Annotated in this window: 14 protein-coding genes; 3 read left to right on the top strand and 11 right to left on the bottom strand. The window is 59.7% G+C overall.

The features are described from left to right. Nucleotides 1-8 precede the first annotated feature (8 nt). Entirely contained in the window at nt 9-1,586 is a 1,578-nt protein-coding gene (locus V7Q49_RS16625; protein WP_333853611.1) for a hypothetical protein, read from the top strand. A 210-nt stretch (nt 1,587-1,796) separates the two neighbouring features. On the opposite strand, the gene actP is transcribed toward V7Q49_RS16625, so the two are convergent. The 3 genes from actP to acs all read right to left on the bottom strand — a co-directional run bounded on the left by actP (nt 1,797) and on the right by acs (nt 5,851). Continuing rightward, a complete protein-coding gene (gene actP / locus V7Q49_RS16620; protein WP_333853610.1) occupies nt 1,797-3,446 on the bottom strand; it encodes a cation/acetate symporter ActP in 1,650 nt (549 codons plus the stop codon). Next, nucleotides 3,443-3,757 (bottom strand): DUF485 domain-containing protein, encoded by a 315-nt coding sequence (locus V7Q49_RS16615; protein ID WP_142487870.1) that lies wholly within the window; start codon nt 3,755-3,757, stop codon nt 3,443-3,445. The genes actP and V7Q49_RS16615 overlap by 4 nt, the downstream gene beginning before the upstream one ends. A gap of 135 nt (nt 3,758-3,892) precedes the next feature. Then, a complete protein-coding gene (gene acs / locus V7Q49_RS16610) occupies nt 3,893-5,851 on the bottom strand; it encodes an acetate--CoA ligase (RefSeq protein ID WP_333853609.1) in 1,959 nt (652 codons plus the stop codon). A gap of 426 nt (nt 5,852-6,277) precedes the next feature. Here acs and gltP point away from each other — a divergent pair, with 426 nt between their 5' ends. Next, a complete protein-coding gene (gene gltP, locus V7Q49_RS16605) occupies nt 6,278-7,591 on the top strand; it encodes a glutamate/aspartate:proton symporter GltP (protein ID WP_333853608.1) in 1,314 nt (437 codons plus the stop codon). Between the two features lie 77 nt (nt 7,592-7,668). Here gltP and V7Q49_RS16600 read toward each other — a convergent pair whose 3' ends face one another. Further along, on the bottom strand, nt 7,669-8,343 hold the full coding sequence (locus V7Q49_RS16600; protein ID WP_333853607.1) for a tetratricopeptide repeat protein: 675 nt from the start codon (nt 8,341-8,343) through the stop codon (nt 7,669-7,671). A 115-nt stretch (nt 8,344-8,458) separates the two neighbouring features. Beyond that, nucleotides 8,459-10,606, bottom strand: coding sequence for a formate dehydrogenase subunit alpha (gene fdhF / locus V7Q49_RS16595; protein ID WP_333853606.1), 2,148 nt, complete (start codon nt 10,604-10,606; stop codon nt 8,459-8,461). 265 nt (nt 10,607-10,871) lie between these two features. Here fdhF and V7Q49_RS16590 point away from each other — a divergent pair, with 265 nt between their 5' ends. Continuing rightward, the gene (locus V7Q49_RS16590) at nt 10,872-11,603 is read left to right on the top strand and encodes a response regulator transcription factor (RefSeq protein WP_333853605.1); all 732 of its coding nucleotides are present in this window, start codon (nt 10,872-10,874) and stop codon (nt 11,601-11,603) included. Here V7Q49_RS16590 and V7Q49_RS16585 read toward each other — a convergent pair. From V7Q49_RS16585 to V7Q49_RS16560, 6 genes are all read right to left on the bottom strand, one after another. Continuing rightward, nucleotides 11,600-12,610 carry a carbohydrate kinase family protein gene (locus tag V7Q49_RS16585; protein ID WP_333853604.1) on the bottom strand — a complete coding sequence of 337 codons (1,011 nt, stop codon included), beginning with the start codon at nt 12,608-12,610 and terminating at the stop codon, nt 11,600-11,602. The genes V7Q49_RS16590 and V7Q49_RS16585 overlap by 4 nt on opposite strands. Continuing rightward, on the bottom strand, nt 12,610-13,470 hold the full coding sequence (locus V7Q49_RS16580; protein WP_333853603.1) for a ketose 1,6-bisphosphate aldolase: 861 nt from the start codon (nt 13,468-13,470) through the stop codon (nt 12,610-12,612). The genes V7Q49_RS16585 and V7Q49_RS16580 overlap by 1 nt, the downstream gene beginning before the upstream one ends. 10 nt (nt 13,471-13,480) lie before the next feature. Beyond that, on the bottom strand, nt 13,481-14,167 hold the full coding sequence (locus tag V7Q49_RS16575; RefSeq protein ID WP_333853602.1) for a D-lyxose/D-mannose isomerase: 687 nt from the start codon (nt 14,165-14,167) through the stop codon (nt 13,481-13,483). Between the two features lie 122 nt (nt 14,168-14,289). Continuing rightward, nucleotides 14,290-15,231, bottom strand: coding sequence for an ABC transporter substrate-binding protein (locus V7Q49_RS16570; protein WP_333853601.1), 942 nt, complete (start codon nt 15,229-15,231; stop codon nt 14,290-14,292). A 28-nt stretch (nt 15,232-15,259) separates the two neighbouring features. After that, nucleotides 15,260-16,255: an ABC transporter permease subunit gene (locus V7Q49_RS16565; protein WP_106993966.1), complete on the bottom strand. Its 996-nt coding sequence runs from the start codon at nt 16,253-16,255 to the stop codon at nt 15,260-15,262. Nucleotides 16,256-16,257: 2 nt separating this feature from the next. Further along, a complete protein-coding gene (locus V7Q49_RS16560) occupies nt 16,258-17,772 on the bottom strand; it encodes a sugar ABC transporter ATP-binding protein (RefSeq protein ID WP_333853600.1) in 1,515 nt (504 codons plus the stop codon). Nucleotides 17,773-17,874: the final 102 nt, after the last annotated feature.

The following is a 17,874-nucleotide window of genomic DNA, read 5'->3' as shown; positions in this document are numbered from 1 at the left end:
GTGGCCCAATGAAACGTATTCCCCATCAACTGATGGAGCTGAACAGCACTTTTATCTGGCACTGGCCCTGGTTTATTCAGGGAGTGCAAAGCGCGAAACAGCACGGTTTCACTGGGATCATCCTGCACCAACAGGAACTGCTTTCACTACTTGCGACGCCCTCGCCGTTAAGCCAGAAGCTCAACGTCGAGAACCTTATTCATCAGCAAAATTACGCCCTGCAATATTTAACCCGCGTCGATCGTTATCTGGCGGAAAATAACCTGTCGTTCTGGCTTCAGGGTGAAGCCGCGCCTAATGACGACATTATTAAGCGTAAATTTCCTGAACTGACGTTCGACGAAAAAAGCGCGCCCGATTTCTGGCACCACTTTTATGCCGCGATATTGCATCCGCTATTACACGCCTTGCCCCATCTCAGCGGGCTTATTCTCAGCCTGACGACGCCGGACTTTCAGACCACCCGCTGGCAGCAAAGCCTGCATGATGTCTGGAGCCTGCTGCGCGCCCGGGGCAAAAAGCTGATCCTGCGCGACTTCATTGATAACAGCTGGCCGCGCCAGCAGCTTTCTAACATTCTGGCGACGCTCCCGGACGACGTGCGCGCCTCGGTAAAAGCCACCGAGCTGGATTACCACCCCGGCTTTGCCAACCATCCGCACATCGCCACCCTGCCGGGGCATAAAAAGTGGATTGAGTACGATCTCTTCGGCACCGGCTACGGCTGGACCGCGCTGCCGTGCTATCTGGCCGATGAGATCAGCGGCCGCTTAAGCTGGGCCCTCAGCGCCGCCGAAAACGAAATCGAAGCCATTACCTCCCGCGTGAGCTGGCAGTGGCTGCCCGACAGCCGGGTAATGGACTCCGCAAACGCCATCAATCTGTTCGGGCTCACCGCCGCCAATCAGGCCGGCGATGCGGCGCTGCCCGCTACCTTCGATCGCTGGGCGGAACACCATCAGCTCGGCTTTCGCTCTCTGCAGGACAAACATCAGCTCTCAGCTATCGTCCACGCCAGCTACGACTGGCTGTGCAAAACGCCGAACCTCCTCGGGCGACGGCTGCACTATCAAAGCCAGATCCCGGAGAGCATTGCCCAGGCGCAACAGCTGTTGCACATGGATACCCGCAGCGCCAACTGGCTGCATGCCTGGCAGCCGCTGATGCCCACTGACGATCCCGCGCTTGGCAAAGAGCAGCGGGAGCGGATGGCGCTGGAGAAAGAGGCCGCCTGCTTTCTCGCCTCGCGCACGCTGCAAAACCTGCGTGAGCTGATGCCGCGTATTACCTGCCGGGACGATACCCTGGCGATCCTGCTGGCCGCCTGGCGCAGCGCGGAGATTTACAGCCAGATGTTCTCCCACGTCGCCGCCGCGGTGACCGACGTACTGTGGCTGGACCATTACGGCACCCACAGCCAGCCTGCGGATACCCTGCAGAAGCATCAGCAGCGGCTACTGCATTACAGCGACACTCTGGATCGCTGGCTGGTGGACCCGCCCGCCAGCGGCCCGTTATTCCTGCCGCTGTTGCTGAACCCGGAGCGGCTGGAGCGTTTTGCCAGAAGCCTGAGCGCGTCGCTGTAACCAAAGAATAAAAACTGAGACGGGGATTGTCTGTACGGGGGGCAGAGGGAAAGCCGGGGATTGGTGTGAAATCGGGAAAAGTGTGATGGTCTTTGCGAATCGTAGATAAAGCCTGTGATGCACATCGGCTTTTTCCGTTCTGGCGACGTGATAAACGTCACCAGAAGGGGAAAAAAATGTGATCCCCGACCAGCGGCCGGGGAGGGGATTTTAGTGCGCGCGGCCCTGCTCAACACCCAGACCGGTTTGGGAACGGATAAACTGGGCGCGGAACTTTTCACGCTCCAGATTCCCTTCCGCCGAGTTATCCGTGGCGGAGAAGAACCAGATCCCAATGAACGCCACCGCGATGGAGAACAGCGCCGGGTATTCGTAAGGGAAGAGGGCTTTTTCGTGGCCGAGGATCTGCACCCAGATGGTTGGGCCGAGGATCATCAGGATCACCGCGGTCAACAGACCCAGCCAGCCGCCAATCATCGCCCCACGGGTGGTCAGTTTTGACCAGTACATGGAGAGCAGAATGATCGGGAAGTTACAGCTGGCGGCAATCGAGAAGGCCAGTCCCACCATAAAGGCGATGTTCTGGTTCTCGAACAGGATACCCAGCAGGATCGCCACCACGCCCAGGATCAGCACGGTGATTTTAGAGACTTTCAGCTCATCGCGCTCGGAGGTACCTTTACGCCAGACGTTGGCATAGAGGTCATGGGAAACCGCCGAAGCACCGGCCAGCGTCAGGCCTGCAACCACCGCCAGGATAGTGGCGAAGGCCACGGCGGAGATAAAGCCGAGGAACAGGTTGCCACCCACCGCGTCAGCCAGATGCACCGCCGCCATGTTGTTGCCGCCAATCAGCGCGCCCGCCGCGTCTTTGAACGCCGGGTTAGCGCCCACCAGCATGATGGCACCGAAGCCGATGATAAAGGTCAGGATGTAGAAGTAACCCATAAAGCCGGTGGCGTAGAGCACGCTCTTACGCGCTTCACGCGCATCGGACACCGTGAAGAAACGCATCAGGATGTGCGGCAGACCTGCGGTACCAAACATCAGGCCGAGGCCTAACGACAGCGCCGAGATCGGATCTTTCACCAGCCCGCCCGGGCTCATGATCGCTTCCCCTTTCGGGTGGACCGCCATCGCTTCGCTGAACAGGTTGTTGAAGCTGAACCCGACGTGCTTCATCACCATAAAGGCCATAAAGCTGGCGCCGAACAGCAGCAGCACGGCTTTGATGATCTGCACCCAGGTCGTGGCGAGCATGCCGCCAAACAGGACGTACATCACCATCAGCACGCCCACCAGCACCACCGCGATATGGTAGTTCAGGCCGAACAGCAGCTGGATGAGTTTACCGGCACCCACCATCTGGGCGATCAGGTACAGGGCCACCACCACCAGCGAGCCGCAGGCGGAAAGGGTACGGATTGGCCCCTGTTTCAGGCGATAGGAGGCCACGTCGGCAAAGGTATAGCGCCCGAGGTTACGCAGGCGTTCGGCGATCAGGAACAGAATGATCGGCCAGCCGACGAGGAAGCCGAGGGAGTAGATCAGCCCGTCGTAGCCGGAGGTGTAAACCAGCGCGGAGATCCCGAGGAAGGAGGCCGCCGACATAAAGTCGCCCGCGATCGCCAGTCCGTTCTGGAAGCCGGTAATGTTGCCGCCCGCGGTGTAGTAATCGTTACGCGAGCGCACGCGTTTCGACGCCCAGTAGGTGATATACAGGGTCAGCACCACGAAGATCAGGAACATCACAATCGCCTGCCAGTTGGTTGGCTGGCGTTCAACTGCGCCGGTAATGGCATCGGCGGCATGTGCCGCAAAGGGGAGGGTGGCGGCAAGCGCCGTCAGAACTCGCTTCATGATGCTTTTACCTCACGCAGAACCGCTTTATTCAGACGATCAAATTCACCGTTAGCACGAATGACGTACACGGCGGTCAGCACGAACGAAATGACGATCACCCCTATACCGATGGGGATGCCGCGGGTGACGCTGGTCCCCGCGTGTAAGGGGGTGCCCAGCCAGTGTGGGGCGAAGGCAATCAGCAGAATAAAGCCGACGTAAATGATTAACATGATGATAGATAAAGTGAAGGCAAACCGTTGCCGCTTATCGACGAGCTCCCTGTAGTGCGCACTATTCTCTATCTGCTGACAAATATTATCATTCATCACAGAAGTCTCCGAGGTAAGGTAGGGCTTGTTTTTATCCCCTCTCCCTGAGGGAGAGGGTTAGGGTGAGGGGGGAAGGTGCGGTGGAATACCCTCACCCCGCCCTCTCCCATAGGGAGAGGGAGAAAAGCGGTATTACGATGGCATGGCGATGGCCTGCTTCTCTTCAAGCAGTTTGTCCACCACGCCAGGATCGGCCAGCGTAGAGGTATCGCCTAAGTTGCTGGTATCACCCGCGGCGATTTTGCGCAGTATACGGCGCATGATCTTGCCGGAGCGGGTTTTCGGCAGCGAGTCGGTCCAGTGCAGCACGTCCGGGGTGGCAAGCGGGCCGATCTCTTTACGCACCCAGTTACGCACGTCGGTATACAGCTCCGGTGACGGCTCTTCGCCATGGTTCAGGGTGACGTAGGCGTAGATCGCCTGGCCTTTGATGCTGTGCGGAATACCGACCACCGCCGCTTCGGCAATTTTCGGATGCGACACCAGCGCCGATTCGATCTCGGCGGTTCCCAGACGGTGGCCGGAGACGTTCAGCACGTCGTCCACGCGACCGGTGATCCAGTAGTAACCATCCTCGTCACGACGCGCGCCGTCGCCGCTGAAGTACATGTTTTTGAAGGTCGAGAAATAGGTCTGCTCGAAGCGATCGTGATCGCCAAACAGGGTGCGCGCCTGGCCCGGCCAGGAGTCGGTAATCACCAGGTTGCCCTCGGTGGCCCCTTCCAGCGGGTTGCCTTCGTTATCCACCAGCGCAGGCTGGACGCCGAAGAACGGACGGGTTGCGGAGCCGGCTTTCAGCTGGGTAGCGCCCGGCAGCGGGGTGATCATGAACCCGCCGGTTTCGGTCTGCCACCAGGTGTCGACCACCGGGCACTTCTCGTTACCGATCTTCTTCCAGTACCACTCCCAGGCTTCCGGGTTGATCGGCTCGCCCACGGATCCGAGGATGCGCAGGGAGGAACGGTCGGTCCCGTCAATCGCCTTGTCGCCTTCGGCCATCAGGGCGCGGATCGCGGTCGGAGCGGTATAGAGAATATTCACCTGATGCTTGTCTACTACCTGGCTCATGCGCGCCGGGGTCGGCCAGTTTGGCACCCCTTCGAACATCAGAGTGGTCGCGCCGCAGGCCAGCGGGCCGTACAGCAGGTAGCTGTGACCGGTGACCCAGCCGACGTCGGCGGTACACCAGTAGATATCGCCCTGATGATAGTCAAAGACATACTTGAAGGTGGTGGCGGCATAGACCAGATAGCCGCCGGTGGTGTGCAGCACGCCCTTCGGCTTGCCGGTGGAGCCGGAGGTATAAAGGATAAACAGCGGATCTTCCGCGTTCATCGCTTCCGGCTGGTGCTGGTCGCTGGCCTGCTCGATCAGGTCGCTCCACCACAGGTCGCGGCCTTCATGCCATTCAATGGTATTGCCGGTGCGCTTCAGCACAATCACGCTGTTGACGCTGTTCACATTCGGGTTTTTCAGGGCATCGTCGACGTTCTTTTTCAGCGGTACGGCACGACCCGCACGCACGCCTTCGTCGGCGGTGATCACCAGTTTTGAGCTGGAGTCGATAATGCGTCCGGCCACCGCTTCCGGCGAGAAGCCGCCGAAGATCACCGAGTGCACGGCACCGATGCGGGCGCAGGCCAGCATCGCCACGGCCGCTTCCGGCACCATCGGCATATAGATAGCCACCACGTCGCCTTTTTTGATGCCCTGAGCCAGCAGCACGTTGGCAAAGCGGCAGACATCGCGGTGCAGTTCGCGGTAGGTGATGTTTTTGCTCTGGGTGGCGTCATCGCCCTCCCAGATAATCGCCGTCTGGTCGCCGCGCTCGGCGAGGTGACGATCCAGGCAGTTGGCGGCGAGGTTCAGCGTGCCGTCTTCATACCACTTAATAGAGACGTTTCCGGGCGCAAAAGAGGTGTTCTTGACCGTCTGATACGGGGTGATCCAGTCAAGGATTTTGCCCTGCTCGCCCCAGAAGGCGTCAGGGTGGGTAATAGACAGTTGATACTTCTCCTGGTACTGCTCCGGGTTAATCAGGCAGCGGTCCGCAATATTTGCGGGAATGTCGTGTTTATGGACCTGGCTCATGGTTTTTGTTCTCCTTGTAGAATGTTAATAATATGTCGCAAAAACGTTAATAGTAGGGGCTTTGGGACCTTTGTTTACTATTTGGGCGACAGATCACGCAAAAGTTAAAGAGTTCGAAAATTGAGCAAATGACACTTTGAAGAAAAATAATTACCCTTGCGGATTATTTGCATTTATGGATAAAAAAGCGTTTTTATAACAAAAGGTTATTTATCATGACTAATACAAATTAGCGTGATAACGCCTTTTGTCAGTCAAATGCCTCGTTCTTAAAGGCTTGCGCAGCATGCCGTGCAAATGGTACTGATACCGCGCGTTAAAAAACCCCATAAATGAACGCAACACAATTCATGCCCTTTCAGTATGTGTCGTCCCCGCCGTTTTACGAGTACGAGTACGAACACTTCATTGAGGAAGTCTCTTGTTATGAAAAATTTGAAAGTCAGCCTGGCCTGGCAAATTTTGCTGGCCCTTGTGCTGGGTATCTTGCTGGGTAGTTATCTGCATTATCACAGTGACAGCCGCGAATGGCTGATCGCTAACTTACTGTCGCCTGCGGGTGATATCTTTATCCATCTGATCAAGATGATTGTGGTGCCGATTGTCATCTCGACGCTGGTGGTAGGGATTGCCGGGGTCGGTGATGCGAAGCAGCTTGGCCGCATTGGCGCAAAAACCATCCTTTATTTCGAAGTGATCACTACGGTGGCGATCGTTCTCGGCATCACGCTGGCGAATGTGTTCCAGCCTGGCGCGGGCATTGATATGTCGCAGCTGGCGACGGTGGATATTTCGAAATACCAAAGCACGACCGCCGATGTGCAAAGCCATGCTCATGGCCTGATGGGAACCCTCCTGTCGCTGGTGCCGACCAATATCGTGGCGTCGATGGCGAAGGGCGAAATGCTGCCGATCATCTTCTTCTCGGTGCTGTTTGGTCTGGGACTCTCTTCACTGCCAGCGACGCATCGCGAACCGCTGGTGAGCGTGTTCCGCTCTATCTCTGAAACCATGTTTAAAGTGACTCACATGGTGATGCGCTACGCGCCGGTCGGGGTGTTTGCGCTTATCGCCGTCACCGTGGCGAACTTCGGTTTTGCTTCCCTATGGCCGCTGGCGAAGCTGGTGCTCCTGGTGCACTTCGCGATCCTGTTCTTCGCCCTGGTGGTGCTGGGGCTGGTGGCGCGGATGTGTGGCCTGAGCATCTGGATCCTGATCCGTATCCTGAAGGACGAGCTGATTCTGGCGTACTCCACCGCCAGCTCCGAGAGCGTGCTGCCGCGTATTATTGAGAAGATGGAAGCCTACGGGGCGCCGGCGTCGATCACCAGCTTTGTGGTGCCGACCGGCTATTCGTTTAACCTCGACGGCTCTACGCTGTACCAGAGTATCGCGGCGATCTTCATTGCCCAGCTGTACGGGATCGACCTCTCCCTGTGGCAGGAGATTGTGCTGGTGCTGACGCTGATGGTGACCTCAAAAGGGATTGCCGGCGTGCCGGGCGTGTCGTTTGTGGTGCTGCTGGCGACCCTGGGTAGCGTGGGTATTCCGCTGGAAGGACTGGCGTTTATCGCCGGTGTTGACCGTATCCTCGACATGGCGCGTACTGCGCTGAACGTGGTGGGTAACGCGCTGGCGGTGCTGGTGATTGCCAAGTGGGAACACCAGTTCGACCGTAAGAAAGCGCTGGCGTATGAGCGCGAGGTGCTGGGTCGTTTCGATAAGACCGCAGACCAGTAAAGTAAAAAGCCGGGTGGCGCTATCGCTTACCCGGCCTACAGGACCGTAGGCCCGGCAAACGTAGTGCCGCCGGGCGTTTACTCCCCGCTTAACGCATCAAACTCCTCGCAGCCAGTATCAAAGCCTTCGCTACAGCTCAAATTTAACCAGTACAGCGCCTTCTGTTTATTGGGGGTGATAAACCCGTCCTCGCCCTGCTGAAACACCTTGCCCGCCCAGTACTCCGCGTAACCCGTGCGCGAGAGGGTAGAACTCTGCTTAAACCACTGCGCGGCCTGGACATCATCCTGCGCCACCTCCGCGCCGTTGGCGTAGATCAGCCCCAGCAGCAGTTGGGCATCGACCGCGGCGTCATCTTCGGTATTTTCTGCCACTTTATGCAGTAAGCTCAACGCCTGCGGGTAGTCGGTTTTCCCGGCCCGGGTATTGACCAGCAAACGCGCCAGCATCACCGCCCCCGGCGAGCTGCCCGCCACGGTGGCCTGCTGCGCCAGCCCTTTCGCTTGCGCCAGATCGCCGTGCTTAAACTTGATTTGCGACAGCAGTGCCATGGCATCCACGTCGCCGTTTTTGGCGGCTTTTTCGGCCCACGTTTCGGCCTGCTTATCATCACCCGAGCTGTAATACGTTTCGGCAAGGTAATACTGCGCCCGGCTGTCGCCCGCCTCAGCCTGCTTCAGGTACTGGCCACCGATCTCCTCAGCGCCCACCAGGGAAGAAAACAGGATCAACAACAGATAAAGAGATTTCATGCGTTATTTTCGTAGGGATAGATAACGGGCAGTATAAGCGCGGGAAGAGCAGAAAAAAATGGGTGCGTTAAGACCTCCACTCCCCCACACGCTTCACTGTTCCATTATTTTGCCGTCAGCCCATGGCGGTTTCGCGTAACCGCTTTTTCAGCTGATTATATTCATCGATAATATATTGCCCGGCGGCAGCCTGATCCGCTATCGCCTCGACGCGTACGGCGCAATATTTATATTCCGGCGTTTTGGTAATCGGGCTGAGGTTTTCCGCCACCAGCTCGTTGCAGGCGCCGATCCACCACTGGTAGGTCATGTACACCGCTCCGACGTTGGGCCGTTCGCTCACCTGGGCGCGGGTAATGACCCGACCCTTGCGCGAAGTGACCCACACCAGCGCCTCATCCTCAATGCCCAGCTGTTTGGCATCTTCGGTGTTGATCTGCACATAGCCGGGCTCATCGGCCAGCGCCGACAGGGCCGCACAGTTGCCGGTCATCGAGCGGCAGGAGTAGTGGCCCACTTCGCGTACGGTGGAGAGCACCAGCGGATAGTCTGGCGACAGCTTGTCTATCGGTGCCATCCAGTCGCAGGTGAAGAACTGCGCCAGCCCGTTCGGGGTATCGAATTTCTCTGCAAACAGGTACGAGGTGCCCTGGTCTTCCGGCGATTCGTCCCGGCACGGCCACTGGATGTAGCCCAGCTCGCCCATCTTCTCGTAGGTCGCCCCCTTGAAGCCCGGACACAGCTGGCGCAGCTCATCCCAGATTTGCTGCGTGTTGTCGTAGTGCATCGGATAACCCATCCGGGTCGCAATCTCGCTGATGATCTGCCAGTCGGTTTTCAAATCCCACTTCGGCTCGACGGCCTTAAAGAAGCGCTGGAAGCCGCGATCGGCCGCGGTGTAGACCCCTTCATGCTCGCCCCACGAGGTGGAGGGCAGAACCACGTCCGCCGCCGCCGCGGTTTTGGTCATAAAGATATCCTGGACAATCACCAGCTCGAGATCTTCAAACGCCTTTCGCACTGCCGACAGTTCGGCATCGGTCTGGAGCGGATCTTCACCCATGATGTACGCCGCCCGCACCTCTTTGTGGGCCACGCGGTGCGGCAGCTCGCTGATACGGTAGCCGGGGTGTGCCGGCAGGCTCTCGACGCCCCAGGCTTTGGCGAATTTCTCGCGGTTTTCCGGGTGCTTCACGAACTGATAGCCCGGATAGGTATCCGGCAGCGCCCCCATGTCGCAGGCACCCTGCACGTTATTCTGCCCGCGTACCGGATTGACCCCGACGTGGGCTTTGCCGAGGTTGCCGGTCAGCATGGCAAGGCTGGTCAGCGCGCGCACGGTCTCCACCCCCTGCCAGAACTGGGTCACACCCATTCCCCACAGCAGGGTGGCCGTTTTTGCCCCGGCATACAGCCGCGCCGCCTGGCGGATCTCGCGCGCACTTACGCCGGTAACGGCCTCGACTGACTCCGGCGTGTAGCGTTCGACTATCTGACGGTACGCATTAAAGCCTTCCGTGCGGGTGGCAACGAAGGCCCGATCGTAGAGCTGCTCGGTAATAATTACGTGACCGATGGCATTGAGCAGGGCGATGTTCGAGCCGTTTCGCAACGCGATATGCATATCGGCAATGCGCGCGGTTTCGATGCGCCGCGGATCGCAGACGATAATTTTTGCCCCGTTCTGCTTCGCGCGCAGAATGTGATTGGCGACGATCGGGTGCGAATCCGCCGGGTTATAGCCGAAAATAAACACCAGATCGGTGTCATCAATCTCGTTGATGGCGTTGCTCATGGCGCCATTCCCGACCGACTGGTGCAGACCTGCAACCGAGGGGCCGTGTCAGACGCGTGCGCAGCAGTCGACGTTGTTGGTGCCAATCACCGCGCGGGCAAATTTTTGCATCAGGTAGTTGGTTTCATTTCCGGTGCCGCGCGAGGAGCCGGTGGTCTGGATCGCATCCGGGCCGTGCTGCGCTTTGATGTCGCTGAGACGGCGGGCGACATAGTCCAGCGCCTCATCCCAGGAGACTGCCTCCAGCCGGCCGCCGCGAACGCGCCGGATCATCGGGGTTTTCAGCCGCGGGGTGAGGATTTGGGTGTCGTTGATAAAATCCCAGCCGTAATAGCCTTTCAGGCACAGCGTGCCCTGGTTGGTTTTCCCTTTGGCCGCCTCCGCACGAACGATGTTGCCGTTATCGACCACCAGGTTGATCTTGCATCCTGAGGCGCAATAGGGGCACACCGTGATGACGTTTTTCATCGGTCTCGCTCCAGATTCAAATGACGCTGACATGTCGGTTAAGTATGCCGCTTCTATGCCACAATCTTGTTGTGGAATTACCCTGACTTTACGGGCGAATCCTGGTCAAAACCCTGACGAAAAACAGTCGAGCGTCAAAAATTGCGGCAGCAGAAGCGATGGGGATGTGACGGCGGTTGAAGATCCGTGACGGAAAGGGCGTTTTGGCTGGAGCCTTGCACAGAATGGGCCAGACTGATCTCTATCTCCCTCATGGAATCCAGTGATGAAACCAGCAATTCTGGTGGTCGATGACGACACCGCGGTCTGCGAACTGTTGCAGGATGTGCTCAACGAGCACGTCTTCACCGTCCACGTGTGCCACAACGGCCAGGATGCCCTGCGGCTGGCACAGCAGGCACCGGAGATCGCGCTGGTATTGCTGGATATGATGCTGCCGGATATCAACGGCCTGCAGGTACTACAGCAGCTGCAAAAGCAACGCCCGGAGCTGCCGGTGATCATGCTCACCGGCCTCGGCAGTGAGTCGGACGTGGTGGTGGGCCTCGAGATGGGGGCCGACGACTACATCGGCAAACCCTTCAACCCCCGGGTGGTGGTGGCGCGGGTCAAAGCCGTGCTGCGCCGCACCGGCGCGCTGGCGGCAGAACCGGTCGTTGCGCGGGCGGCCGGGATCGGCTTTAACGGCTGGACGCTGGATACCACCCGCTGTGAACTGATTGACGCCCAGCGCGGCGTGGTCGCCCTGACCCAGGGTGAATACGGTTTGCTGCTGGCCCTGACGCAGAACGCCCGGCGGGTGCTGAGCCGGGAGCAGCTGCTGGAGCTGACCCACAGCGAGAGCGCGGAGGTGTTCGATCGCACCATCGACGTGCTGATCATGCGTCTGCGCCGTAAAATCGAAATCAACCCCCATCAGCCGCTGCTGATTAAAACCATTCGCGGGCTGGGCTATGTTTTTGCCGCCGACGTGCAGCACGGAGACAGGGCGGCTTAGGCCAGCGGGTTCTCCTGAATAAACAGCTCTAGTTCCGACAGGGTTTTCGCCCCGTCGATGGCGTTGGCCGCCAGCAGGCTGGCCCGCGCGCAGGCGTGCGCCATCCGGATGCTCTCCGCCAGCGACAGCGATTCGTGGCAGCCATACAAAAACCCGGCGCAGAAGGCATCTCCCGCCCCGACGCTGCCGACAATCTCCTCCTGGCTCAGCCGCCACGAGGGGATCCAGCATCCCTCCCGATCCGGCTCCTGTCCCCAGGCCCCTTCCGGGCAGTGGATCACCACCCGCGCCTTCACCCCCGCCGCCAGCAGCTCTGCCGCCGCCGCGGCAATGTTGGCGATAACCGGTGCATCCTGGTCATCGCGCATCGGCAGGCCGCTGAACTCGCCCGCCTCCAGCTCGTTGATCACCAGGTAGTCGAGATGGCGCAGGGCAGGGAGCACCAGCGGCTGATAGCGCGGATCGCCCTTGCGCGACACCAGGTCGAGGGAGGTCTGAAACCCCAGCTCGTGCATCTGCGCCAGCAGCCGCGCGCTGCGGGTGCCGTACTCTTCGTCCGGCATGTCCAGGCTGTCCAGCAGCAGGAGATAGCCCAGATGGAAGATCTTCAGGCTGTGGTCGAGCCGGTCGAAGGCGGGCAGATCCAGCAGCCGGTTGGCCCCCGGGGAGTGGAAAAAGGTGCGCTGGCCGCTGGGGTCGGTCATTACCTGCGACATGGAGGTGGGGGCAAAGGTGGTGCGCTGCACCCGCTGACGGTTGACGTGATACTGGTCGAGCATGGCAAGAATATAATCCCCGTCGTGGTCTTCCCCCACCAGACCGACCGCCTGCAGTGGGATCCCGGCATGCATTTTCGCCAGGGTTAACAACACGTTGAGCGGCGCCCCGCCGGTGGCGCGCTCGCTGTGGACGATCTCCGCCAGCCAGCCGCGCTCCGGCCACTGCACAATCTGGTGGACATGATCCACCAGCATGTTGCCCGCCGCGATAATGCCCCGGCGTTCCATCAGGCGTACCCCGCGCTGCCAAAGATACGCATCTGCGCGGCAACGGTGTCGGCGATCGCCTCTTCGATGCCCAGCAGCAGTTCGGCAAACTCATCGTACAGCGGCTGTCGGTTGGCCATTCGCCGTTCCACCTCCGCCAGCGCCGCCTGGGACATGCCGGTGTAGAAGTTAATCTTGTGGATCCCCAGCTCAATGGCGCGGCGGAAATCGGCATCGCCGATCCCGGACCCGCCGTGCAGCACCAGCGGCAGGCCGGTTTGCTGGCGGATGGCATCAAGGCGGACGAAGTCGAGCTTCGGCTCGCCCTTGTACTTGCCGTGAGCATTGCCGATCGCCACCGCCAGGGCGTCGATGCCGGTCAGGTCGACAAACTCCCGCGCCAGCTGTGGATCGGTGAAAAAGGCTTCGTCGGCATGGCCGTACAGGGCACCGCCCTCATCGCCCCCCACCGCGCCGAGTTCCGCCTCCACCGAGACGCCCACCGCGTGGCACATCTTCACCACTTCCCGCGTCTGGCGGATATTCTCTTCGTAGCTCAGCGTCGAACCGTCGAACATCACCGAGCTGAACCCCAGGCGCAGCGCCCGCACCACCGCCTCGAAATGCAGGCCGTGATCGAGATTCAGCACCACCGGAATGTCATGCCGGGCGGCTTCGAATTTGACTGCCTCCACCAGCGAGTCGAGCGACACATACTTAAAATGCACTTCGGCAATGTTGATGATAAAGGGCGAGTTCTCCTGACGGGCCGCGGCAAACAGCGCCCGCAGGAAGTGGGAGTCGAGGACGTTAAACGCCCCCAGGGCATAACGATGCTCGCGGGCGTGCGCCAGCCCGTCGGCGAGAGAGATAAGCGGCATGATTCACTCCTTACAGGCGAAACAGACTGTACTCATTGCACAGGACCAGCACCGCCGGTTCGTCTTCATCAATGTTGTTATAGCGGGCGGTGGGCTGCAGGAAGTGGTTGTCGTGCTCGTCGTCATTGACCGACGAGACTTCCCCGACCAGCACGTCACCAAAGCCCTTTTCTCCCCAGAAACTGTGGTACAGACCCGGCGGCAGGCAGATGCTCTCTCCCGGCGCGAGGCGGATATAGCTGCCCGCCACGTGGGTCTGCTGGCATCCGTCGATGGCGACCTGGATATCGCCATTCTCTTTCTGTTCATTTTCATCGGCGTTCCACAGTTCGACGATCAGATTGCCGCCGCCGCGGTTGATGATGTCCTCGCGTTTGCGCCAGTGAAAGTGCAGGGGCGTCACCTGGCCCTCACGCACGTGCATGATCTTCTCGGCGTAGCATTTGTCCCACGGCTTACCGCCGGGAGAGCCGTTGCGCAGGGCAAAGAGGGTTAAGCCCTGCGCCGCAAAGTTGTCGCCGCCGAACGCGGTCACGTCCCAGCCGAGCCGCAGGTCGAACACTTCCTGCCAGGCGTCGGCGTCAAGCTGCTGCCAGCGGGTCGGGGGAAAGCTGGCAAAGGGGGGCAGATGCACGTCGTGCATGGAGAAAAACTGTCGCGTGTGGCCGAGGATCTCGTTGATTTCGGAGCGTTTCATGATGACTCCTTGATTGATGTGCAAAACCCCCTCACCCCGGCCCTCTCCCTCAAGGGAGAGGGGGATAATTTCCCTCTCCCCGTGGGAGAGGGTTAGGGTGAGGGCATCAGACCGCACAGACCTTACTTAACCGTCCAGCCCTTATAATTACCGACGTTGCTCTTGTCGATCATCGTCACCGGGATCAGCACCGGCGCTTTCGGCGCGGGTTTGCCCTGTAGAATGTCATAGCCGATTTCTACCGCTTTTGCCGCCATGACCTGCGGATCTTGCGCCGGGGTGGCAATAAAGAGTGAATTTTCGCGCTTCAGCGCCTCTTCCGCATCCGGCGATCCATCGACGCCGACGATAAAGAACTCGTTACGTTGCGCCTGTTTTGCCGCCAGATCGGCTCCGATCCCCGTTGGATCGTTGATGGCGAATACGCCGTCGATCTTCGGATTAGCTGCCAGCAGGGAGGTCATCACCTCCAGCCCGCCGTCACGGCTGCCTTTGGCGTTCTGGTTATCGGAGAGCACTTTGATATCCGGATGTTTTTTAAATTCGGCCTTGCAGCCTTCTACCCGGTTTTGTACCGCCGATACCGGTGGTCCGTTGATGATCACCACGTTGCCTTTGCCTTTCAGGCGGTCGGTGATCAGCTTACAGGCCATCTCACCGGCCTGGGTGTTGTCGGAGGTGATGGTCGCATCGGCACCCTCTGCCGCCACGTCAACCGCCACCACCACAATCCCGGCATCTTTCGCGCGCTTCACCGCCGGGCCGATCCCTTTCGAATCGGCGGCGTTGAGAATGATCATATCGACTTTGGCGGCGATAAAGTTATCGATCTGAGAAACCTGCTGGCCGAGATCGTAGCCGCTGGAAACCAGCGTCACTTTCACGTTATCCCCTGCCAGTTTGCGCGCTTCCAGCTCCGCCCCCTTGGTGATCTGCACAAAGAACGGGTTCGCCAGATCGCCCACCGTCACGCCGATGGACTTCAGCTCTTTGGCCTGAACAAACGGGCTTGCTGCGAGCAGTGCGCCAGCACAGAGCGCGGTAACTAATGGCTTTAATCTCATGCTGTATTCCTCACGTAGGGTATTGTTGTTATGCACTTTGATGGTGTCGGGTACGGTATTTGTCGATCAGCACCGCAATGATGATCACCGCCCCTTTGATCACCAGTTGCCAGAAATAGGAGACGCCCATCAGCGTCATGCCGTTGTTCAGGGTGGCGATAATCAGCGCCCCCACCAGCGTGCCGGTGATGGTGCCGATCCCGCCGACGAAGCTGGTGCCGCCGAGGATCACCGCCGCGATAGCGTCCAGCTCATAGCCGGTGCCGAGGTTGCCGTTGGCGCTGTAGAGCCTGGATGCGCTCATCACCCCACCGAGGCCCGAGAGCAGGCCACTCATGCCGTAGACAAACAGCAATACCATCCAGACCTTGATGCCGGTTAAGCGCGCGGCCTGCATGTTGCCGCCCACCGCGTAGATATGGACCCCGAGGGTGGTGCGGCGCAGGATGAACCAGCAGACGGCGATCACCGCCAGGGCGATCACCACCAGCCACGGCACCGGCCCGAGATAGTTATTGCCGATCCATTCAAAGCTGATGCTGGAGTTGATCACCGTGGTGCCGTCGGCTAGCAGGTAGGCCGCCCCGCGCAGCGCCGTATAGGTGCCGAGCGTGACGATAAAGGGCGGTAGTCCGGCAAAGGCCACCAGCGCGCCGTTGAACAGCCCCAGCACCATACCGAGCATCAGCGCCGCCGGCACCGAGAGCATCGACAGCTCCGGCATCAGCGAGACCACCATCGCCGCCACCGCGGTGGTGCCCAGAATCGAGCCCACCGAGAGGTCGATGCCGCCGGTCAAAATAATGAAGGTCATTCCCGCCGCCAGCACGATGTTGATCGACGCCTGGCGGGTGATGTTCAGCAGGTTACTTTCGGTGAAGAAGTTCGGTGCGATAAAGCCAAATACCGCGACGATCAGGATCAGTATCGGCAGGATACCGATGGTTTGCATCAGATCGCCCATCAGCATTTTTTTGGCGGAGGCCGCTTTGGCCACCTGTTGCGGAGTGTTGGGTTGCGTCATGGTTATACCGCCCGATGGTGAGAGTCGTTAACGCCGGTCGCCAGCGTCATGATGTTTTCTTGTGTGATATCGGCCCGATGGAGTTCCCCGGCGATGCTCCCCTCGCGCATGACGTACACGCGATCGCTCATGCCGACCACTTCCGGCAGTTCGCTGGAGATCATCAGGATCGCTACCCCTTTACGCGCCATCTGGTTCATGATCCGGTAGATCTCGCTTTTGGCCCCGACGTCCACGCCGCGGGTCGGCTCGTCGAGGATCAGAATGCGCGGGCCAATCGCCACCCAGCGGGAGATGAGCAGCTTTTGCTGGTTGCCGCCCGAAAGCCCGCCCGCCCGCACCTGGGAGTGAGGCACGCGGATATTGAGCAGGGCGATGGCGTCGTCGGAGATCGTCTGGGCTTTTTTGCGGTTCAACATGCCGAAACTGGCGTCGCGCTCCAGCGTCGCCATGGTGATGTTCTCCTGCGCCGCCAGCTCGAGAAACAGCCCCTGCTCCTTGCGGTTCTCGGTTAAAAAACCGATCCCGTGGTCGATGGCGGCGCGCGGGGAGTGGATCACCACCGGCTCGCCATCCACCTCAATCATCCCGCCGGTGGCCTTGCGCACGCCGAAAATCAGCTGCGCCAGCTCGGAACGCCCGGCCCCCACCAGCCCGGCGAGGCCGACGATTTCGCCGGAGCGCACCTGCAGACTGCAGGGCTGCACTTTGCTGCCGTCGGTCAGGTGGTGGACGTTAAGGCGCGGGCTGCCGAGCGGAATATCGCGCTCTTTATTGAACAGATCGCTCAGCGGTCGCCCGACCATCATCCGCACCAGTTCTGAGGCGTTGAGCTTGTCGCGGGTGAGGCTGCCAACGTACTGGCCGTCGCGCAGCACGCTGACGCGATCCGACAGTTCATACACTTCGGCCATGCGGTGGCTGATATAGATAATCGCCATCCCTTCGTCGCGCAGGCGCAAAATCAGCTCGAACAGACGGTGGGTTTCCCGGGAGGAGAGGGCGGCGGTGGGTTCATCCATCACCAGAATGCGGCTGTTGCGGTGTAGCGCGCGGGCGATTTCCACCTGCTGCTGCTCGGCGATGGTCAGCTTCATCACCAGGTCGGTGGCTTTGAAGTGGGCGCCGAGGCGATCGATCACCGCCTGGGCCTGGGCCGCCATCTCTTTGCGCTGCACCAGCCCGCCGCGCGACAGCTCGCTGCCGAGGAAGATGTTCTCGGCCACGGTGAGGTTAGGGGCGAGCTGCATCTCCTGGTAGATCAGGGTGATGCCCGCCGCCAGGGCGTCTTTCGGGCCTTTGATGTGAAACGGCTTGCCGTCGATCAGGATCTCGCCGCCGGTGGCGATGTAGGCCCCGGCGAGGATCTTCATCAGGGTGCTTTTTCCGGCACCGTTTTCGCCCATCAACGCGTGGATTTCACCGGGGAAGACCGTCAGATCCACACCCTTCAGCGCGTGGAAGTTGCCAAAGGTTTTGGCAATGTTGCGCATCTCTAAAACCGGGGTTCTGCTCATGGCGGATCTCCTGTGACGTTCGATATCCGCACTTCATCACACCCCGGTAAATGCAAAATGTCAGAAGTCGTTCATATTTGTCATAGTTATGAATAGTTAATG

This window comes from Leclercia sp., from assembly GCF_036780805.1.
GTDB lineage: Bacteria > Pseudomonadota > Gammaproteobacteria > Enterobacterales > Enterobacteriaceae > Enterobacter.
Note: the sequence above shows the minus strand (reverse complement) of the source record. Positions and strands in the feature narration are given on the sequence as shown.